This is a genomic window from Drouetiella sp. (assembly GCF_059504425.1).
This window is the reverse complement of record NZ_JCACIN010000073.1, coordinates 177,311-197,049: the sequence shown is the minus strand read 5'-3', so window position 1 is coordinate 197,049 and position 19,739 is coordinate 177,311. Positions and strand designations below refer to the sequence as shown.

16 protein-coding genes are annotated in these 19,739 nt (G+C 51.3%); 12 read left to right on the top strand and 4 right to left on the bottom strand.

What is annotated here, in order from left to right; genetic code table 11:
- Positions 1–193: 193 nt before the first annotated feature.
- The 5 genes from petJ to AC5JMP_RS17595 all read left to right on the top strand — a co-directional run bounded on the left by petJ (position 194) and on the right by AC5JMP_RS17595 (position 3,947).
- Positions 194–517 (top strand): cytochrome c6 PetJ, encoded by a 324-nt coding sequence (gene petJ / locus AC5JMP_RS17615; RefSeq protein ID WP_495852784.1) that lies wholly within the window; start codon positions 194–196, stop codon positions 515–517.
- 137 nt (positions 518–654) lie between these two features.
- Positions 655–1,575, top strand: coding sequence for a tetratricopeptide repeat protein (locus tag AC5JMP_RS17610; protein WP_495852783.1), 921 nt, complete (start codon positions 655–657; stop codon positions 1,573–1,575).
- 78 nt (positions 1,576–1,653) lie between these two features.
- Positions 1,654–2,193, top strand: a complete 540-nt coding sequence (locus AC5JMP_RS17605) for a hypothetical protein (RefSeq protein ID WP_495852782.1) — start codon at positions 1,654–1,656, stop codon at positions 2,191–2,193.
- Between the two features lie 37 nt (positions 2,194–2,230).
- Entirely contained in the window at positions 2,231–3,517 is a 1,287-nt protein-coding gene (locus tag AC5JMP_RS17600; RefSeq protein WP_495852781.1) for an urease accessory protein UreH domain-containing protein, read from the top strand.
- Complete coding sequence (locus tag AC5JMP_RS17595; RefSeq protein WP_495852780.1) at positions 3,501–3,947, top strand: hypothetical protein; 447 nt, start codon at positions 3,501–3,503, stop codon at positions 3,945–3,947. Before AC5JMP_RS17600 ends, AC5JMP_RS17595 begins: the two co-directional genes overlap by 17 nt.
- Before the next feature lie 21 nt (positions 3,948–3,968).
- On the opposite strand, the gene AC5JMP_RS17590 is transcribed toward AC5JMP_RS17595, so the two are convergent.
- The gene (locus tag AC5JMP_RS17590) at positions 3,969–4,904 is read right to left on the bottom strand and encodes a phosphoribulokinase (RefSeq protein WP_495852779.1); all 936 of its coding nucleotides are present in this window, start codon (positions 4,902–4,904) and stop codon (positions 3,969–3,971) included.
- 272 nt (positions 4,905–5,176) lie between these two features.
- On the opposite strand from AC5JMP_RS17590, the gene dusB reads away from it, so the two are divergent.
- On the top strand, positions 5,177–6,256 hold the full coding sequence (gene dusB / locus AC5JMP_RS17585) for a tRNA dihydrouridine synthase DusB (protein ID WP_495852778.1): 1,080 nt from the start codon (positions 5,177–5,179) through the stop codon (positions 6,254–6,256).
- A gap of 199 nt (positions 6,257–6,455) precedes the next feature.
- Here the strand turns inward: dusB and AC5JMP_RS17580 are convergent, their stop codons facing one another.
- Entirely contained in the window at positions 6,456–7,100 is a 645-nt protein-coding gene (locus AC5JMP_RS17580) for a DUF1361 domain-containing protein (protein WP_495852777.1), read from the bottom strand.
- 232 nt (positions 7,101–7,332) lie between these two features.
- Here AC5JMP_RS17580 and AC5JMP_RS17575 point away from each other — a divergent pair, with 232 nt between their 5' ends.
- On the top strand, positions 7,333–10,998 hold the full coding sequence (locus AC5JMP_RS17575; RefSeq protein WP_495852776.1) for a patatin-like protein: 3,666 nt from the start codon (positions 7,333–7,335) through the stop codon (positions 10,996–10,998).
- A 61-nt stretch (positions 10,999–11,059) separates the two neighbouring features.
- Here the strand turns inward: AC5JMP_RS17575 and AC5JMP_RS17570 are convergent, their stop codons facing one another.
- Positions 11,060–11,953 carry an aspartoacylase gene (locus AC5JMP_RS17570; protein ID WP_495852775.1) on the bottom strand — a complete coding sequence of 298 codons (894 nt, stop codon included), beginning with the start codon at positions 11,951–11,953 and terminating at the stop codon, positions 11,060–11,062.
- A 37-nt stretch (positions 11,954–11,990) separates the two neighbouring features.
- Between AC5JMP_RS17570 and AC5JMP_RS17565 the strand changes: the two genes are divergently transcribed.
- From AC5JMP_RS17565 to queA, 4 genes are all read left to right on the top strand, one after another.
- The gene (locus tag AC5JMP_RS17565; protein WP_495852774.1) at positions 11,991–13,715 is read left to right on the top strand and encodes an RluA family pseudouridine synthase; all 1,725 of its coding nucleotides are present in this window, start codon (positions 11,991–11,993) and stop codon (positions 13,713–13,715) included.
- A 558-nt stretch (positions 13,716–14,273) separates the two neighbouring features.
- A complete protein-coding gene (locus tag AC5JMP_RS17560) occupies positions 14,274–14,519 on the top strand; it encodes a type II toxin-antitoxin system Phd/YefM family antitoxin (protein ID WP_495852773.1) in 246 nt (81 codons plus the stop codon).
- On the top strand, positions 14,516–14,917 hold the full coding sequence (locus AC5JMP_RS17555; protein WP_495852772.1) for a type II toxin-antitoxin system VapC family toxin: 402 nt from the start codon (positions 14,516–14,518) through the stop codon (positions 14,915–14,917). The genes AC5JMP_RS17560 and AC5JMP_RS17555 overlap by 4 nt, the downstream gene beginning before the upstream one ends.
- A gap of 162 nt (positions 14,918–15,079) precedes the next feature.
- Positions 15,080–16,231, top strand: coding sequence for a tRNA preQ1(34) S-adenosylmethionine ribosyltransferase-isomerase QueA (queA, locus tag AC5JMP_RS17550; protein ID WP_495852794.1), 1,152 nt, complete (start codon positions 15,080–15,082; stop codon positions 16,229–16,231).
- 3 nt (positions 16,232–16,234) lie between these two features.
- Here the strand turns inward: queA and AC5JMP_RS17545 are convergent, their stop codons facing one another.
- Entirely contained in the window at positions 16,235–17,965 is a 1,731-nt protein-coding gene (locus AC5JMP_RS17545) for a hypothetical protein (protein ID WP_495852771.1), read from the bottom strand.
- 250 nt (positions 17,966–18,215) lie between these two features.
- On the opposite strand from AC5JMP_RS17545, the gene AC5JMP_RS17540 reads away from it, so the two are divergent.
- Positions 18,216–19,718, top strand: a complete 1,503-nt coding sequence (locus tag AC5JMP_RS17540) for a CoA-acylating methylmalonate-semialdehyde dehydrogenase (protein WP_495852770.1) — start codon at positions 18,216–18,218, stop codon at positions 19,716–19,718.
- Positions 19,719–19,739 lie beyond the last annotated feature (21 nt).

The following is a 19,739-nucleotide window of genomic DNA, read 5'->3' as shown; positions in this document are numbered from 1 at the left end:
GAACGCTTCTCTACCTCTACAATAATGTCCTAACTCGTTCTCGTAGCGCTATACTAATAGACTCATGCTAATGACTCACGCTGATGAGGGTGCGTAACAATCTGCAATCTTTGACGAGCTGTCTTTTGACAGTACCCTTCTCCTTTGACACTCTGGAACAAGTGCTGAGAGGAGAAATCTATCTATGCTGTTTATGAAAAAACTACTTGCGATCGTTCTTATTGTTGTCATCACCTTCTTTAGCAGTCAGTCAGCTTGGGCAGATGCTGAGGGTGCCAAGGTCTTTAGCAGCAATTGTGCAGCCTGTCATATGGGGGGCGGCAACGTCATTAACTCCCAGAAAACCCTGAAAAAAGATGTGTTGGAAAAGTATGAGATGGCTTCGATCGAGGCGATTACCACGCAGGTAACGAGGGGTAAAAACGCTATGCCTGCCTTCAAGGGTCGGCTGAGCGATGTTCAAATTGCAGAGGTTGCCGCCTATGTGTTGGAGCAATCGGAAAAAGATTGGAAATAGCGCTGTTGCAGTTTCGGCGTTGATGGTTTTAGGTATAAATTTTTTGGAAAGGGGCGCGGAGCGCCCCTTTCCAAAAAATTTATACCTAAGTCTAGGTGGAAGCAATCTAAGTGAAAGCAATCTAAGTGAAAGCGCTAATGAAATGTAAGCTGCAGAAATTTATTTCAATTCTGAGTGTGACGATCGCGCTGAGCTTTTGCATGAGTTTACTTACGGCTCCAAGTTGGGCAGATACTCTGGCTGCTGAAGAGCTTTCTGCGAAAAGCTTCTTTCGCCAGGGCATAGAAGCGTTTCAATCCGAAAGCTATGAGTCGGCGGTAGAAAACTTCGGTCAAGCCCTTGAGCAAAATGCTGAGTTTGCTGCTGCCTACAGCAATCGCTGTCTAGCACAGATTTATTTAGGCAACTATATCGATGCCGTCACTGACTGCGATCGAGCGCTGAGCCTCAACCCTAGCGATACAGAAACCTATCTCAACCGAGGGTTAGCGAACCATCGAGCCAAGCAATATGTTGAAGCGATCGCCGACTTTAGCCAGCTCCTACAGATCAAGCCTCACGACTATCGCGCCTACTATAACCGGGGTCTGGCGCAGACCGAGCTATCGGCATATCGGGAGGCGATCGTAGACTACGGTGAGGCTTTGCGTCAGGCTTCTCCTCTCAATCGCGTTGCTCAAGCAGAAATCTATACCGATCGTGGCTTGGCGCAGCTGTTCCTAGAAAATCAGCGGGAGGCGATCGCTGATTTCAGTCAGGCGATTGAATTTAGCCCAGACCTCCGCTCATACTACAATCGCGGCTGTGCTTACCATCAGCAGGGCAATTCTGTAGCTGCCCTCAGCGACTTCTCTCAAGCTTTGCAGCGTGATCCTAGCAATGGGCAAGCCTACCTTAGCCGCGGACTGATCCGTCACGAGATGGGCGAATTGCAGGCGGCGATCGCTGATCTGCAACAGGCGGCAGATTGCTTTTGCCACCAAGGCTTGCTGCTAGCCTACCAACAAACTTTGAACCTGCTGCAAAAAATTCAGCCTGTGGAAATGGCGATCGGTTGAGTTTAGCAGCCTAACCCGTGCTGTCTACCTCTTGCTGTTTCAGACCTCTTCAAAATATCAAATTTGGTTCAACTGCCCATGAAAACGCTTTTCTTTTTAGCTACTGCGACCTGCACCTGTTTTGCGGTTGGTCTCTATTCGGCGAGTCACGCCTTCGAGCCTCAATCAAGGCTTGCTGATGAGGTGTATCCTTTTACGATCGCCCATGAAGGGCATGACTCGGCTCCTCATGGTGAAATGCCTACGGGTGCAACACAGCCAGAAGGAGCGCACAGCCATGACATGATCGAAGTCCTGTCACCGCTGCCCACCGTCAAACTCATTGCCCATCCTGATGCAAAACAAGGCTGGAATCTGGAAGTGCAGGTAACAAATTTCAAGTTTGCTCCAGAGCGTGTCAACCAGGCTAGCGTCCCCACTGAGGGTCATGCTCATCTCTATGTGGATGGTGAAAAAATCACGCGCCTTTATGGCAACTGGTACTATCTAAGCAGCTTGTCACCTGGAAAGCATGAGATTACGGTAGCGCTCAACGCCAACGGGCATGAGTCTTTGATGCACAACGGAGAACCCATTCAGGCAAGCGTAATGGTGGAGGCTGCAACTCCTCTCAGATAATGAAATCTCAAACGATCAAATCCCAGATAATGAGAATATGCTAGATCTATTCTTAATCGCAAGCCTGGGTTTTCTGGGGAGTTTTGGGCACTGTGCGGGGATGTGTGGCCCGATCACAGCGGCTTTTTCGCTATCCTCTCCTGCCCTACCGTTTTCTGCAAGTCCGATCGCATGGCGGCATCAGCTCCGCTTTCATCTACTGCTAAATTTGGGGCGTATCCTTAGCTATGTGCTGGTGGGAGCGGCGATCGGGGCGATCGGCTCAGTGCTGGTTTCTGGCGGACAAATGGCAGGAGTCGGCAGTCTGCTGCGGCGAGGCATGGCAATACTCACAGGTCTGCTGCTGATTGGGTTTGGGCTGTCTCAAATCAATCCGGGGATGCTGCCTCGCCTGCCGTTTTTGCATCCGCTAGCTTCAGGCAAACTGCATCAGCGATTGAGTAGCGCTATGGTCAGACTGTCGCTGAAGCCCCAAGTTTGGACTCCGCTACTGCTAGGGCTAGTGTGGGGGCTGATTCCCTGCGGATTTTTGTACACGGCGCAAATCAAGGCAGCAGAGACGGCAAGCCTAAGCCAGGGCGTTGCCACAATGCTGGCGTTTGGGCTAGGAACATTGCCCATGATGTTAGTTGTGGGTTTGTCTACCTCGCGAGTGAGCGCCGATCGCCGCAGTCAGCTTTTTCGCATGGGCGGCTGGGTCACGCTCACCATCGGCATCCTGACGCTGTGGCGCACAGGCGACACTATGGTGGACTACACCGGACATGCAGCGCTGATCTGTCTGCTGCTGGCGCTGATTGCCCGTCCGATCAGCCGCATTTGGGGATTTCCCCTGCGCTATCGGCGATCGCTGGGCTTAGGGGCATTTGTTCTGTCGGTGGCACACATGGTACACATGGCAGAACATAGTTGGGGCTGGAATTGGGATGCTGTATTCTTCATGCTGCCCCAGCATCAACTCGCGATCGCCCTGGGGCTTGCCTCTCTGACTCTGCTGATTCCAGCTGCCATTACCAGCTTTGATCGCGCTCAGCGGCGGTTAGGGAAAATCTGGCGATCGCTGCACTTACTCAGCATCCCGGCTCTGTGTCTGGCGGTGGGTCATACAATGCTGATTGGCTCTCACTATCTGGGGGCAATGCAGATTGCCGTCAGCAGCCAGGTCTTGACGGCGGGGTTGGGAGCGATCGCGCTGGGCGTTTTGCTAATTCGATGTCGTTGGGTTTGGTCACTATTTTCTTTGGAGAAGTTCTATGTTTCGCCCTATCAAGTTCAGCCCGCTCAACAAGTCGAACAAGATCAGCGGATTGAACAAGTTAAATAGCGCTTTGCTAGGAGCGCTGCTGCTGACTGCACCCCTGCTGATCTTGAATCCTCTCCGGGGTACAGCCCATGAGGTAAAGGTTTCAGGAGATATCGGCGGCACTCTGCACATTGAGCCAAATGACAATCCGATCGCTGGAACCTCTAGCCTCGCCTGGTTTGCCCTCAATCGGCGAGGCGGGCAGCCTGTCCGCCTTTCCGACTGCAACTGTTCGCTGGCAGTCTATGCACAGCCGCGCCGACCGGGAGACTCGCCGATTCAGCAGCCCAGCCTGACGGCAAAAGCCGTGGAGGGGCGATCGGGTGTGCCTAGCGCCAACCTTACCTTTCCCCGTGCCGGAGCCTATGATCTGGTGCTGAAAGGGCAACCCGTCACGTCAGGCGACTTTTCGGCATTTGAGCTGCGGTTTTCAGTCACGGTGGCGCAGTAGCATCCTGCTGAGATCTAAAACCTAGACCTGCACATTTGCCGCCTTCAGCATATGGTAGGTAATAAATAACTGCGTCAGCGCCAGAGGATAGCTTTGCAGCGTTTCCCCAGTTGTGCCCACAATTTTGCCGATGTTAGGGTCGCCCTCCAGACTGCAAAACTGACCCAAGTAGGGGACTTCGTTGCACAGCATTCGCTCTACGGCTAGCACCTGTTCGGCAGTAGCGTGACCGTCAATTTCCAAGACATCTACAGGTTTTCCCATATCGCGATCGAGCACCAATCGCACAGCTCCGTTGTTGTCCATGCTAGGAGTGAGGACGCTAAGATCGGGGTGGGGAATGGTGGGACGTAGCACGAGCTTGACATTTAGCAGCAAATCGTTTTGGGAGTCGCCATTTTTTCCGGGATAAAAGCTGACAACTAAATCTGCCCACTGGCGCTGAGGACGAATGTAGGCATCTGAGTCAGACTCTCGATTGCGGAGCTGCTCCCTCACCTGGGCTTCGGTGTAGCCACGCTTGCGGGTATCGCGCTTAATTTTCCAGGCATAGCGCAATTCTTCCGGCGGCGCGAGGTAAACTCGCACATCGTAGCTGTCTCGCATACCGCGAGTCGAGTAGCCCAGCAGCCCTTCAACGATGACAAACTTACCAGGTTTAATATACTCTGGTGGATCAAACTTGCCAGACGTATGGTTATAGATCGGCTTCAAAATCGATTGACCGCTGCGCAGGAGGCTGAGGTGCTGCTGAATGATATCGAGATAGTTGCAGTCTGGATGGAGTGCGGAAATCCCCATTTCTACTCGCTGCTGGCGATCGTACCGATGATAGTCATCCGTACAAATAATGGTCACATTTTCTTCGCCCAAGACTTGAGCAATTCCTTTCGTTAATGTGGTTTTGCCAGCGGCGCTGTCACCAACGATGCCAAGGACAATAGGGCGACTGATCATGATTCCTCCTTAGGCGGATGTAGCGGATGAGAAGCAACAGAAAGATTTAATTTGCTTATCTTAAAGCGAATTGGTATCCATTCGAGAATGAGAGCAGTCGTCAAGAAAGTCAAGTTTTGTATCGCTCGCTCCAGGTTGTCATCTTAAGTTGCCATCTCTGGAATGTTTCACAGATCGAGAGGGGATTAGATAGGATCAGTGAAGCTAAGGTTTTAGTTGATACATTTTCAGTTAATACATTTTTAGATTTAGGCTCTATCCGCGATCGCTCCATGTCCTTACCTTCTCTCCCCTCCCCGCCCGTTCTCTCCTCCAGCCTCCAGGCTCGACTCTCTACCCCCTTAAGGATCGGCAATGTCGAGGTGAATAGCCGCGTTTTGCAATCGCCGCTGTCGGGTGTGACGGATCTGGTGTTCCGGCGGCTGGTGCGACGCTATGCGCCCGACTCCATGATGTATACCGAGATGGTGAATGCCACCGGACTGCACTACGTTAAGCAGTTGCCTAGGCTGATGGAAATTGACCCCCACGAGCGACCCATCAGCATTCAGCTCTTTGACTGTCGCCCTGATTTTCTGGCGGAGGCGGCTCAGAGGGCGGTTGCAGAAGGAGCCGATACGGTCGATATCAATATGGGCTGTCCGGTGAACAAAATTACCAAAAACGGGGGCGGCTCTTCGCTGCTGCGTCAGCCTGAGATTGCCGAAGCCATTGTGCGATCGGTCGTGCAGGCCGTCAAAGTGCCCGTCACCGTCAAGACCCGCATTGGTTGGTCTGATCAGGAGATTAATGCCGTCGAATTTGCTCAGCGGATGCAGGATGCCGGGGCGCAAATGCTGACTTTACACGGTCGCACCCGCGCCCAGGGATACAACGGCTCAGCCCGCTGGGAATGGATTGCCCGCGTCAAGGCAGCGCTCACCATTCCTGTGATTGCTAACGGCGATATTTTTTCGGTGGATGCTGCCGTGCGCTGCCTAGAAATGACTGGAGCTGACGGAGTCATGTGTTCGCGTGGCACTCTAGGCTATCCCTTTCTGGTAGGAGAAGTTGATCATTTCCTCAAAACCGGACAACTGCGTCAGTCTCCTACGCCGATCGCCCGGTTGGAATGCGCCAAAGATCATTTGCAAATGTTGTGGGCTTACAAAGGCGATCGGGGCATTCGTCAAGCCCGTAAGCATATGACTTGGTATGCCAAAGGGTTTGTAGGGGCAGTTGAACTGCGCGGCAAGCTGGCGCAGGTAGAAACGCTGGATCAGGGCGTGGTGATGCTGGATAGGGCGATCGCTCAGCTTGCCCAAAGCGGCTGGCAGACCGAAGAAGTGCCACCGCAGCTGGTCGAAATTTGACTTTAGCTAATCTGGAGCTAGTGATTAGGCAAATAATAGTTGGCGGGTGATGGGTAGATGGGTGGATGGATTCCTTATCTACCCATCCACATCAGGTAATTGAGTTAGGACGAGTTATTTTTTGAGAGCCGCGCTCCGCGCGGCTCTCAAAAAATAACTCATTGGATCTGAGCGCGTAGCGCTATAACTAATAGACCACCTAATCTGGCACATCAATTCCCATTTGGGCATAATGAATCCGCAGATATATCCCCAGCGTGATTTGCTTCATCACCCAATAAAGAACTGTTAGCCCGACAAATGTGATGCCTATGATCAGTAAAGGCTGCCTGCTTGTTAGGGTGTTCACTGTTGTAGTCAGCACATCGCTTGGTTCAGTCACCAAATCCCAGCTGTTGAATCGGATGAACCTGCCCAAATAAATGCCGATCGCACATAAAGCATGAGCTGCCAACTCAGACCAGAGGACAAATTGCCTTGCACTCTGACGCTTCAGGTAATTGCCTTGATTAATGAGCGATATGACGTAGGCTTCAAAGCCGCCTAGAATTGCGATTAAGTGTATCGGAATAAAAACGAGGGCAATGAGCCAGATGGCATAGCCTGCACGGGTGCCTCGGATCAGGTGAATGATATCCGTCAGCATGTAGGGAGCGTTGGGCAAGAATGCCACAAATACAATAAACAGTGCCCACCAGAAAGGCGATCGCTTCTTCACTGCTTTGCGACGAAATAGCCAGAAACTCAGAACTAGAGGAATGAAGGCTAAAAACAAATTCCAGAGAATCCAGCCGCTATAAATGCCGGAAAATGCTTCCAATGCCTGAAAAACTCTGCCCTGCATACCTCAAGTCCTGATTCTAGTAAAATTCTTTTCCTTAGCTTAACCTTTGGGCGTTGCTGATTTTAGGGATGAATTTTTGTGAGAGGGGCGCGGAACACACCCCTCTCACAAAAATTCATCCCCCGATTAAGCAATGCCAACCTATGAATAGGTTGGGAAGAATGACAAACTTGCCTCAATTTCATATTAAGCTGGCGTCAAATCATCTCATCTACACATCAGGGGCTTTGCAATGTCCGAGTTAACGCCAGAAAATCAGCAAACGGTTAGCCATGTAGATTTTAATCAAGAATTTCGCCTGGGCTTAGTGGTGTACGGGGGCGTGTCGTTAGCCGTCTATATGAATGGAGTTTGCCGCGAATTTTATCATGCAGTGCGCGGCAGAGGCGTCTATAAATTGCTCAAAGCCCTTACTGATTCAGATATTATTGTGGATGTTCTTTCGGGCACATCGGCTGGTGGAATTAACGGTATCCTCCTCAGCTATGCCCTGACGAATAGCACTAAAGACGAAGTATTTGATTTCAAAGATTTTGCGAATATCTGGCGTGAAAGTGGCAGCATTAGTCAACTGCTTCGAACTGCCTCTGAGCCTCCCAGACGATCGCGATCTTTTCGACCTGGCGAAGAAGTAGACTCTGTATTGGATGGCAAAGAATATTATCAGAATCAGCTCGCCAATGCTTTTCAAACTGTTTGGAAAAATAAAGCTCCTGCGCCTGTAGGCGAATGGTTTTCACCGAGCAGTGAGCTAGATTTGTTTATTACGGGCACCGATTTGTTGGGCAAGGTCTACAAGGCGTTTGACAACACAGGAAATTTGATTGAAGTCAAAGAGCATCGCACGGTTTTTCATCTGAAATATCGTGCGGGACGTAAGCATGATTTTGAACCCGCAGAAAATCAGATCCCTCAAAGAGCTTTGGCAAAACTTTGTCGCATTACTTCCTGTTTTCCCGTGGCTTTTCCAGTTGTCAGCGTCAAGCTTAAAACTGGCATTGGCGCGACTCAATTAGAACCAGAGTTTGCGATCGATCGGCATCTTGTCTCTTGGGGTCAACTCGAAAATCGAGAGCTGCCTTCAGAGGTACCACCCCAAGGCTACCAGCTTCATTTTGTCGATGGCGGCGTATTGGATAACCGACCTTTCAGCTATACGATTAACGAAATTTATCGTCGTACTGCCTATCGTCCGGCAAAACGTAAAATGTTTTACATTGATCCGAGTCCGGATCGATTTTTGGATAGTCCCAAATTTCGCCGTATGGATCGCCCCAATATTTTGCAGGTGGCAACCGATTCTTTGGTAGGAATGCCTCGCTATGAAAGCATCGCCAATGACTTGAAGGAAATTAACGATCGCAATGAAAAAGTCCGACGCTACAAGTTTTTAAGAGCCACAGCGCAACGGGCTGTAAAGAAGGCTGGAGAGAAGAATGAAAAGTCTGATAATCATGATGACAACTCAAAGAATGTTTACTTGCGGTGTCGGCTTGTGGGCTTGCGCGATCGCATCCTCCCTCTAATTCTCCGGCTTGATCAGGTTGCCAATCCTGACAATCAAGATAAAGCGCAGCTTTTGGAGAAAGCTGCTAAACTGCTGACTCAATATGTTGCAGATGAAAGCAGCCGAAATAAGCGAGAAACTTCTCTTAATCTCCTATCTGCTGAAATTCGCAATTTAGATATTGACTACGCCTTAAGAAAGCACTTCTTTTTTCTAGAAAAGATCTGTGAATTAATGAGTCAGCCCCAAGAAGATCAGGAGCGCCAGAAGTTAGCCAAACTCGCGGGAGATATGGGGCTTCAAGTTCAGCTTTTAGAAACGATCCAAGCAGGTCTAGTGCAGGCTTTACAAATGCAACCGATGAGTCAAGTTTTTTATGACTTGATTCAAAGAGGAGACAGTCAGCCAGAGAACCGTCAGCAAATCTATGACTATTTACTGAAACTGCATCGCTTTCTGCTGGACAATGATTTGAATGGCGATCAGTTGCCCTCTACTAGAACCTCTGAACGCAGCAGCTCTGCGATCGCCTCTAACTTTTTTGAAACATTTGATCCTGCTGTTTGCACAAATCCTCAGCGTGTTGGCATTCTCAATCACCTCCTTGAAAAAGCTGAACGACTAGGAAAGCTATTTGAGCAAGACGATCGCTTGGGCGATCAGCCTGAAAGCGATGCCTCAAAGCATTTTTGGGAAAACGATCGCTATATTTTTGTTCTAGGGAGTGAGAATAATAGCCCCCAATACTGTAGCTTCCTTGTGAAAATTGAGGAAGCTTCAGAGCATCTGATTCAGAATTGTCAGCACTCAGAAAACAAAGATTTACTCCTTTTATTTGAGCGATTTCGAGATATTGATCAAGCCGTTTATTCCTTTGAATATCTATCCAATATTCAGGCGAAGGAGCAGATTGAAATTATCCGAGTCAGCCCAAATGATGCCCAGAAAGGGTTGGGAAAAGGTAAAGGTTTGGAGGATAAGCTGGCAGGCGATCAGTTACGGGCTTTTGGCGGATTCTTCAAGAAATCCTGGCGTTCTAATGACATTCTTTGGGGGCGTTTGGATGGAGTGAATCGCATTGTCGATGCTCTGCTGACTCCAGAGACATTAGCTCATTTCTCAGGATTTCTAAAGCGACAAATTAAGGCTTTAGAGGAGCAATCCACACCTCGTAAAACGATCGCCCCTCAGGACTATTTGACAGGGCTGATTCAGGAGACTTTGCCTCACGCGACAGAGACAGAAAAACAGGCAATTCTCGCCTCTTTACTAAAGCTAATCGATCCGGAACAGACGTTAACTGACCAGCAGTTGAAAGAGATTTCAGTGGATTTGCAAGAACGGTTAGTTTTGGCAGAGCATCGGGCGATCGTCCGAGCCGAATTGGGCAACGTTTTGGAAGATGCGATCGACGAGCAGTTTGAGTGGAATCAGCAGCACATTAGAGCAACAAAAGATGCTGCTAAAATTCCGACTAACCTCGCGTACAAGCCTGTCTCAACCAGAAATCTATCAGGAGATCAGGTTCATGCTGTGAGTCAACTTAATCACATTATTAAAGGCTTAGTTGATCCTAAATTGCTGGCAGGTGTTGCAAGTTCATTAGTCCCTGGTGCTCAGACCATTGATCAAGAGCAATATTTGCAGCAGTTGATGCAAACTACTTTTCCCAAGTCTAGTTTGACCGATCGCCGTAAATTATCTGTTTATTTACTCGCGGCTACTCGATCAACTGCACCTACTGATGATCTTTACAGATTTTTTAATCAGCTTCTGGCGGCAACTTCACAAGAGTTGTCTTATCCCACCTTAAGCCAAGAATTTAGGAAAGTGCTAGAGGGAATTCAGCAGCAGGTTGAAAAAATTATCCATCAGCTTAAACCCACTTATCAGCCTGTCAGCGGCTATTTCGATCGCGCTATCACTCCCTTTGTAGCAACAGAGCTGGCTCGAAATTCCACTCAGACTTTGTTGCAGGACGGCAAAGCAGAAGCCTATTTTCGCAACAGCTACCGCGTGGGTTCTGAGAGCCTCTCAGATGGCATTCCCTCTATCATTCTGAAAAACTTGGCGGCTCAGACGGGCATGGTTTTACGAAATGTTGTAACCACTTCAGCCGTAGGCGATCGGGTGAAATCTACCTGGATCTTTCAGATTTTCAACACGGTTCTGAGGCTGTTTTACTGGTCGGTGCGCAGTAAAAACTCCAAATCTCGGCTGGGTTCAAGTCCGCTCTCGCCGATTTTGGAGCTAATTGCTCTGGTGGCGATCGCGGCAGTTACGGTAATTCTCATTAGCAAGATTCCCTACTGGCTGATGGTGATTTTGCTCTCTATCCCAGCGCTATGGCTAATTTTCGCAGCTTGGCGGTTCTTTACAAAAGGTCGGTAGCGATCGGGTTCTCTATTCAATCAGCCTAATCAGCTCAATCAGCCTAATCAGCCTAAATTGATCAGCTTATGATTTCAGATAAGGTCACCTCTTGCCGAGCGGTCAAACACAGGGCGATCCCTTTTTCATAGTAGGCTGCCTCGTTGATAAACACAGGGTAGACAGTAGATGTGCCCTCATAGACGATCGTTTTACCTTCAAAGGTCAGAAACATCGGGTCGCCGGGGTGCAGCGGTTCATAGTCTCTGTTTTGAAGCTGCGGATGGATCATTGCAGCAATTTCTCCGCCGCGACGGGGATAATCTACGGTTTCAGTGCCTTGATAGAGCGTCAGAGTGGGGCTAGGTTGCCGGATGCCGCCCTGGTTGTAGGCTTCAAAGTAATCTAGCAAGCTCTGGATCAGCGCTTCGGTCTGCTGAAACAGCTCTGCCTGGAGAACTCCCTGAGCGATCGCCCCCACCTCAATTGCGCCTCCTAGCGGACAGAGCGATCGCAGAAATGGCGCATCGTGAGCCGGATTTGCCCACCGGAACACTTTTACCTGGGGATTGAGAGCCGTCAAATAAGCTGCCCACTGCAAATTGAAGGGGTGATTGTTGCTCAAAATCAGCGTTAAGCCCATGTTTGCTGTGGTGCTGTGCAGATCGATAATGATGTCAACTGGGGGCTGATTTTTCGGTCTTAGCAAAGCATCAATATCTTTGGCGCGTTGTTCTTCGTAGGACAGCAGCAGGGGATTCTGCAAGTCTTGACTGAGAAAGCAGCGATTCAGATCTTTCTCGGTGTAGCGTCGGTTGACCTTGAAGGCTCTGGGGTTGCCCAAAAGCGTTAGGGTATTAAAGCTCGATCGCTGAACCAGATGGGGAAACTGCTCAAACTTTTTAACTAAGTAGGCTCCAGTTAATTCGTTGCCGTGGGTGCCTCCGACGATCGCGACTTTCTGAATGGGATTCATGTCTTTGTGCCTCGTAACGTCAGGCTTTGTATAGGTCATGCTCTATCCAGTATCTCTCTTTTCAGATTTTGCTCTGTCGAATGCTGACCCAGAGGAAATCCCTGCCTATTGGTATGAGGGCATTTGTCCTCGAAGCGGCGATCGCCTCAAGCTTCCTCGCACCGGATCAGCTGAAGCGATCGCCCGTCAGCTTATGCAGCATCTAGCCTGTGACGATCGTTACGAGGCTGAAGGCAAAATGTATGGCGTGCTGCTGGTCGAGCTACCTTCTGGAGAACGGCAGGTGCTGAAGGCTTTTTCGGGATTGCTAAACGGAGCGGGAATCGTTGAAGGGTGGGTGCCGCCTTTGCCGGGACGGGAGCAGGTGGCATTGGAGGAAGCGATCGCGCTCAACCGTTTGGCAAGCATGAAGCAGGAAATTATGGCGCTGCATAACATTCCAGAGCGGCAGCAGTATGAGGCTTTGTCTCAGGAGTTTGCCGATCGCCTGCAAGAGCTGGCGAGTCATCATCAGCTGCAAAAACAGCGGCGGCTAGAGCAAAGACATCATGCTTGCGCCACCCTGACCGGAGTGGCATTGACCGAAGCCCTGGAACATCTAGACAACCAGAGCCGCTGGCAGGGCATGGAACGGCGGCGGCTCAAGCAGGCGCGAGATGAGGCCGTGCGATCGCTCCAAGAGATGATCACGCAAGCCGATACGCAGATTAGCTTGCTAAAGCAGCAGCGTAAGACCCTTTCCCGGCAGCTTCAGGAACAGCTTTACACCGCCTATCGCCTCACCAATTTTGCGGGGGAGTCTGCGTCGCTGCGGCAGTTGATGGCTAGTCTGCATACCTTAATGCCCACGGGTACAGGCGACTGCTGCGCCCCTAAGCTATTGCACCATGCGGCGACTCTGGGCTTGAAACCTCTGGCAATGGCGGAATTTTGGTGGGGAGCGCCTTCCCCGAACGGCGACAAGATTTCAGGTGAGTTTTATGGTGCCTGTGCAGAGCGGTGTCAGCCCCTTATGGGATTTCTGCTTTCCGGCTTGCCGACTCCCACTTCCTGCTCTTCACTCCCTCTCTTGTACCAAGATGATTTTCTCATGGCTATCAACAAACCCGCAGGGCTACTTTCAGTGCCAGGTCGCTATGGCGATCGCCAAGATAGCGTCCTCAATCGCCTACGCTGCCAGATGCCGGACGGCAAAATCTTTGCGTTGCATCGGCTAGATCAAGATACGTCGGGCATTTTGCTGTTGGCGCGAGACTTAGCAACCTGCCGCCAACTGAGCCAGCAGTTTCAGCAGCGGCAGATTCATAAGGTGTATGAGGCAATTCTGTTGGGACGTTTGGAGCCAGACCAAGGCACGATCGATCTGCCATTGTGGGCAGATCCAGCCGATCGCCCTTACCAAAAAGTCGATGAGCGAGGTAAGCCTAGCCAGACTCATTTTCGGGTAATTGCCCGATCGCAGAGTTTGACGCGAGTAGAGTTTGTGCCCGTGACGGGGCGATCGCACCAGCTCAGAGTCCATGCTGCCGATCCGAGAGGACTGGGGATGCCGATTTTAGGCGATCGGCTCTATGGTGGTTCAGAGAATGGTGGCTTAGAGACTGGGGGCTTAGAGACTGGGGATCTGGGGAGCGTGGAAAAAGGCTTGAAGGGCGATCGGCTCTATCTCCATGCGAAAGAACTTCGCTTGCAGCATCCGCGAACGAGGGAGAGGCTATGTCTGCAAGCCGAAACACCTTTTGCAGGATTCAGAAACATTTGATGACCGCAAGTTTAGGTTAAAACGCGATCGTTCTTGCTCAAAATGCCAAGATTGCGCTGTTAAGCTCAAAGTTTCTCGTTTGAAACGCGATCGTTCTTGTTTGAAACGAGAAACTTTGAGCAAAAAGCAAGAACGTTGTTGTTTAAAGCAGCATCGTTGCTGTTCTGAACTCGGAGTTTGTCGTTTGAAGGGCGATCGTTGCTGTTCTGAACTCGGAATGTGCTGTTTTGAGGGAGAGCGATCGGGTTCTGGACACAAAGATTGGTGTGTAAAGCTCGAAGGCTGTCGTTTGAGACAAGGAAGGTGCGGTTCAGAACGCGAAGGCTGTTGTTTATCGACTCAGCTTTTCCCGAATAATCTGATACCAATTTAAGACCTAAACAGGGCAGATGATTTTCGAGAGCCGCGCTCCGCGCGGCTCTCGAAAATCATCTGCCGCCTCATCAACTTAAATTGGTATGAGTTATTTCCGACTGTTGCCCGAAGGCGTAAAATTTAGCTATGTTGAGCCAAGTTTATAGACTTAGTTTCAAGAACTAGACTTAGTTTCAAGAACTCATGGAAACTGTCAATATTCACCAAGCCAAGACAAACCTTTCGCGTCTGTTGTCGCGTGTAGAACTCGGAGAAGAGATCATTATTTCAAATCGAGGTATTCCTGTAGCAAAGTTGGTTCCCTTTCGTACCATTCACAATCGACAGGATAGCTTGGGGCTGGATAGAGGGCGTTTTGTCGTGCCTGAAGCCTTTAATGCTCCTTTGCCGGAAGAGATCTTGGCAGCATTCGAGGGAAATGAAGCGTGAAGCTCTTGATGGATACCCAGTTCTGGTTGTGGTGGTTTGCTCAACCAGAACGCTTGAGTGAAGAGGCGATCGCTTGCCTTGCTGATGAAACCCATGAAGTGTGGTTCTCTGTAGCTAGCGTTTGGGAAATAGGCATTAAAGTTGCGATCGGAAAACTGCCGCTGCCAGAACCCGTAGACAGCTACATAGCTAGCCGCATGGGGCAATTAAGGGCACGATCGCTAGAAATTTCGGCAACTCATGCGTTACGAGCGGCTGCTTTGCCTTTGCATCACCAAGACCCGTTTGACAGAATGCTAATCGCACAGTCGCAGTCGCAAGACATGACAATTGTGAGTGCTGATGCCATGTTCGGGCAATACCGTGACGTCTTCATTCTTTGGGCAGCCCATTCGTGAACGGCTAGGCTTGTAGCAAGCTTTGCCCGATACCGCTAAGGTAGTGGATGCCTGTAACAAGCTGTTACCGCTGGTGCTTAAAGCTTTGGGAGTCCCTGTATAAACCTTGCGCCTAGAAATTCTGATCTGCAAATCATGCCTTCCGATCGCTTCACAGTTCCCATGACAGATTCGACCCTAGAAGAAAGTCAGGGCGATCGCCTCACTCCCGATCGCTCCCTCTCAGCCTACGATTACGTCTTGCCTGAAACCCACATCGCCCAAAATCCGGTTACGCCGCGAGATAGCTCTCGGCTATTGGCGATCGATTCCCTCACATCCCACCAGCACCGAATCTTTCGGGAGTTGCCGGAGCTGTTGCGCCCCGGAGATTTGCTGGTGATGAACAACACGCGGGTAATTCCGGCAAGGCTGTACGGTCGGAAGCCCGATGGCGCGAAAATTGAGATTTTGCTGCTAGAAGAGAAGCCGGAGAACTGCTGGCTGGCGTTGGTGAAGCCTGGAAAACGCATGAAGCCCGGTGCGCAAATTGAATTTGGCGGTGCGGAAGCTGGAGATAGTCCCATCTTGACGGCAACCGTGATGGCGATCGATCCGCCCACAGGAGGAAGGCTGATCCAGTTTGACCTGCCGCCCTCCCAGCCGCTGCTGCCCTTGCTGTCTAAGCTAGGGGTGATGCCGCTGCCGCCCTACATTACAGACTCTCAGGCTGATCCAGAGCAGTACCAGACCGTATATGCCGATCGCCCCGGAGCCGTGGCTGCCCCCACCGCAGGGCTGCACTTTACGCCAGAATTGCTCGATCGGCTGCGGGAGGTAAGCATTCAGCAGAGCTTTGTCACCCTGCATGTGGGCGTGGGCACCTTTCGTCCGGTGGAAGTGGAAGATATCACTCAGCACTCTATGCACAGCGAATGGCTAGAAGTACCGCCAGAAACCGCTGAGAAAGTTCGCCAAACTCAGGCTTCAGGCGGCAGGGTGATCGCGGTAGGCACTACGGCAGTCCGAGCACTGGAAGGTGCATCTCAGGACGGCTCTAAAGACGGCACGATTCAGCCCTACTGCGGCAGGACAGAAATTTTCATCTATCCCGGCTATCGGTGGCGCGTGGTGGATGGGCTAATCACCAACTTTCACCTGCCCAAGTCGAGCCTGCTGATGTTGGTCAGCGCCTTAATTGGACGAGAGCGATTGCTAGATTTATATCAAGAGGCGATCGCTCAGCAGTACCGCTTCTATTCTTTTGGCGATGCCATGCTAATTCTCCCAGAGGCAAAGCTACAAGCGCCAGAGGCAAAGCTGAGTCAGCCTTAAACGCTAGAGGTTAAGAACTTTCACGGGTTCCACATCTGGCTGCGGCTCGATCGCCGGGGGTTCGATCGCCTCTTGAATTTCAGGCGGGAACAACTGAGGTGCTTTAGCGGTTGGAGAAGGCTCTACAGGAGGAACTGCTTCCGGCTTGGCAATCTGAATCTCTAGCTTTTCGTCAGGCGGCACATCCATGATTTGAGGCATGGCTTTAGGTAATGCTGGCTCTATGGGTGCCACTGGTTCCTGAATGAAATCAGACGCTTCTGCCCCTCCCAAGAATTCCTTCGCCCGATCGCCCCATTGCTTCAAGAAGGGCTGAGTTTCTGAACTAGGCTCCGGCAGCGGCACGACCTGCTTGAGGCGATCGCGCCACTGTCGCAGGAGCGGCTTATCGACTGCGGGAGCAGGATTTGCGGGGACAGGATTGAGCAGCGGTTTTCCGAGTAAATTAGGGGCGGGATCTTGTACGGGCGGCAGTTCCAGGTCTTGATCTTCTAAAAACTCCTCTACGGCATCAGGGAGCTGCTGCTTGATCGACTGATCAATTTTCTCATTCACTTCCTCCTCAGTCTGAAGCGGCACCTCTGGGCTAGGTGCTTCTAGCTCTGGCGGGGGTTCAATGATTGTGGGGGATTTGACAATCGGCGGTAGCACTTCAGGCGGCAATAAGGCTGGAGCCGGAATCGCCGGAGTTTCTGGGAGTGGCTCTAGCGTAGGCTCGGCAGAGGGAATTTCAGGGGGTGCTTCGAGCGGGGGAAGATCGTGAGGTTCGGGGTCAATCGGTTCGGGGGCAATCGGTTCGGGCTGATAAACGTAATCGCGATCGACAATAGCTCGGACTTCTGCCGCCGAGAGATCGCCCCGGATCAGCTTAGATAGTGTGTCAGTGCCACCGGGCTGGTAGTCAATTAGCCGCACGGTGTTGTTGAAGGTGTTGGGATAGGGATTACCTTTCTCGTCTAGCAGCTCTAGCTGCACCCAAGTTTTACCAGGCTTCAGACCCTTGAGGTAGATGGGTTCCCAGCGATCGACGATAAAGCTTTCGCCATTGATGGTGCAGCGCACCTGCCAATCGAGAATGTCATCTTCTGCGTCCTGATTAGCAACCAGATGCAGGGGAGCATTTGCTAGATAAAAATCCAGCATAATTGGCTCTGCGCCGTAGCTGCCTTTGGGACGGCTGTAGGTCAACAGAGGCTGAAGAGTAGGGTTATTCTCAGGGGTCTTGGTAAAGACATGGAAGGTAGTTTGGGCATAGGCTCCCTCGTTTTTGAAGCTTTCGTGCCAGGGACGTGAGGCAAACGCTCGAATCGTGTGGGTTCCAGGCTCCAGATCTTTAAGGATCATCGGTTCGTCAGCGTCGTACAGAGCGACATAGGGTTGGTTGTCCAGAATCACATGGAGATGGGAACCTAGACCAAACTCTTCATTGAGAAATAAGGGAATATCTTTGGTCTGAAAGCGAACCGAGACTTCCGTATTTTGCAGAACTTCATCCGATCGCGGGCTGAGAATCTCTACCTGAGGCTGATATTTGTCTAGATCTCGCCGCAGCTCCCGAATGGCGGCTGGAGGCGGTACTTCTGCCAGTTTCACCATCCGAGGAGGCTTTGCAGCACTGCCCGAAGAACGCGCAATTCCTGGAGCAGCGCTACAGCTTCCCAACCCAAAGCCCAAAACAACCGCCAGCAGAGTTGCCAACAGTCTTCGAGTTACGCCAATCCCGTTATTTTTCATGCCTACTCCTGGACGATCGCCAATCCCACACTTGTTGCTACTCAGATTGCTACTCAGATTGCCACTCAGACCCAATCACTATTCAAACCTAATCATCCTTTCAAAAACCTGTCCCTAGGGAACTATATCGAATTCCGGTGCTATTCGTATCTCTTGAAACTAAAGCCTGATGCTTTCAGTATCTTTAGGTATACAGATTCAAGGATCAAATAAAGATAAGCTGGAAAAATGTGCTTTATCTCTTGCGTCCATGCCTCCAAGCCAGCCTGTTTCCACCCTTGTTTCCACACTTCAGAATTACATTAACGGCGAGTGGTGCGACTCGATCGCCTGTGAATTTTTAGACATCCTCAATCCAGCTACGGCAGAAAAGCTTGCCCGCGTACCGCTTTCGCCAGAGGCTGAGATTAACCGAGCAACCGAAGCCGCCGCGATCGCCTTCAAATCTTGGCGGCGCACCCCGCCCACCCAGCGCGTTCAGTATCTTTTTCGGCTAAAGGTGCTGATGGACGAGCATTTTGAGGAGCTGTCCCAGACAGTGACGATCGAGTGTGGCAAAACCCTAGACGAGGCGAGGGGCGAAATTCGGCGGGCGATCGAAAACGTAGAGACAGCCTGCGGCATTCCCATGATGATGCAGGGCGCAAACCTCGAAGATATTGCTTCCGGCATTGACGAGTCCATGATTCGGCAGCCGTTAGGCGTAGCAGCCGTGATTGCCCCCTTCAACTTTCCCGGCATGATTCCCTTCTGGTTTATGCCCTACGCGATCGCTTGCGGCAACACCTACATCGTCAAGCCCTCCGAGAAAGTGCCCCTGACCATGCAGAAAGTGTTTCAGCTGCTCGATCAGACCGGCTTACCCAAAGGCGTAATTAACCTGGTAAATGGGGGCAAAGCTGCCGTCGATGCCATTCTCGACCATCCACAGATTCGCGCCATCAGCTTCGTAGGCTCTTCCCCCGTCGCCAAGTATGTCTACAGCCGTGCTGCCGCCCAAGGCAAGCGAGTTCAGTGCCAAGGCGGAGCCAAGAACCCCGTGATTATCCTGCCCGACGCCGACCTCGAAATGACCACCCGCATCACCGCCGACAGCGCCTTTGGCTGTGCCGGACAGCGTTGCCTCGCCGCCTCGATCGCCATCACCGTCGGCGAAGCCCAGCAGCCCTATACGGAAGCGATCGCCGAAGCCGCCACCAGCCGTGTTGTTGGCTTCGGACTAGAGACAGGCGTACAAATGGGTCCCGTCATTAGCGCCCAGAGCCGAACGCGAATCGAGCAGCTCATCCAGCAGGGAGCCGACGAAGGCGCAAAAGTGCTGATTGACGGACGCAACCCCTCTATTTCCGGCTACGAACACGGCAACTTCATCCGCCCCACCCTGCTGCAAAACGTCAATCCGCGCAGCCAGACCGCCCAGACCGAAATCTTTGGTCCCGTCCTTAGCCTCATGCATGTCGAAACCCTCGACGAAGCGATCGCCCTCGTCAACAACAGCCCTTGGGGCAACATGGCTTGCCTCTTCACCAGCAGCGGCGCAGCAGCCCGCAAATTCCGTTATGAAGCCGAAGCCGGGAACATCGGCATCAACATCGGCGTTGCCGCCCCCATGGCATTCTTCCCCTTCAGCGGCTGGAAAGAAAGCTTCTACGGCGACCTGCACGGACAAGGACAACAGGCGATCGAATTCTTCACCCAAACCAAAGTCGTCGTAGAGCGATGGAGCCAAAAAGACTGGTCACGCAAATTCTAAGCAGACCCACACCACAATAAC

What these genes read in the sequence shown, in the direction of transcription:
- petJ (WP_495852784.1), top strand. Translation starts at nt 194, where the DNA reads ATGAAAAAACTACTTGCGATCGTTCTTATTGTTGTCATCACCTTCTTT.
- AC5JMP_RS17610 (WP_495852783.1), top strand. Translation starts at nt 655, where the DNA reads ATGAAATGTAAGCTGCAGAAATTTATTTCAATTCTGAGTGTGACGATC.
- AC5JMP_RS17605 (WP_495852782.1), top strand. Translation starts at nt 1,654, where the DNA reads ATGAAAACGCTTTTCTTTTTAGCTACTGCGACCTGCACCTGTTTTGCG.
- AC5JMP_RS17600 (WP_495852781.1), top strand. Translation starts at nt 2,231, where the DNA reads ATGCTAGATCTATTCTTAATCGCAAGCCTGGGTTTTCTGGGGAGTTTT.
- AC5JMP_RS17590 (WP_495852779.1), bottom strand. Translation starts at nt 4,904, where the DNA reads ATGATCAGTCGCCCTATTGTCCTTGGCATCGTTGGTGACAGCGCCGCT.
- dusB (WP_495852778.1), top strand. Translation starts at nt 5,177, where the DNA reads ATGTCCTTACCTTCTCTCCCCTCCCCGCCCGTTCTCTCCTCCAGCCTC.
- AC5JMP_RS17580 (WP_495852777.1), bottom strand. Translation starts at nt 7,100, where the DNA reads ATGCAGGGCAGAGTTTTTCAGGCATTGGAAGCATTTTCCGGCATTTAT.
- AC5JMP_RS17575 (WP_495852776.1), top strand. Translation starts at nt 7,333, where the DNA reads ATGTCCGAGTTAACGCCAGAAAATCAGCAAACGGTTAGCCATGTAGAT.
- AC5JMP_RS17570 (WP_495852775.1), bottom strand. Translation starts at nt 11,953, where the DNA reads ATGAATCCCATTCAGAAAGTCGCGATCGTCGGAGGCACCCACGGCAAC.
- AC5JMP_RS17565 (WP_495852774.1), top strand. Translation starts at nt 11,991, where the DNA reads ATGCTCTATCCAGTATCTCTCTTTTCAGATTTTGCTCTGTCGAATGCT.
- AC5JMP_RS17560 (WP_495852773.1), top strand. Translation starts at nt 14,274, where the DNA reads ATGGAAACTGTCAATATTCACCAAGCCAAGACAAACCTTTCGCGTCTG.
- queA (WP_495852794.1), top strand. Translation starts at nt 15,080, where the DNA reads ATGACAGATTCGACCCTAGAAGAAAGTCAGGGCGATCGCCTCACTCCC.
- AC5JMP_RS17545 (WP_495852771.1), bottom strand. Translation starts at nt 17,965, where the DNA reads ATGAAAAATAACGGGATTGGCGTAACTCGAAGACTGTTGGCAACTCTG.
- AC5JMP_RS17540 (WP_495852770.1), top strand. Translation starts at nt 18,216, where the DNA reads ATGCCTCCAAGCCAGCCTGTTTCCACCCTTGTTTCCACACTTCAGAAT.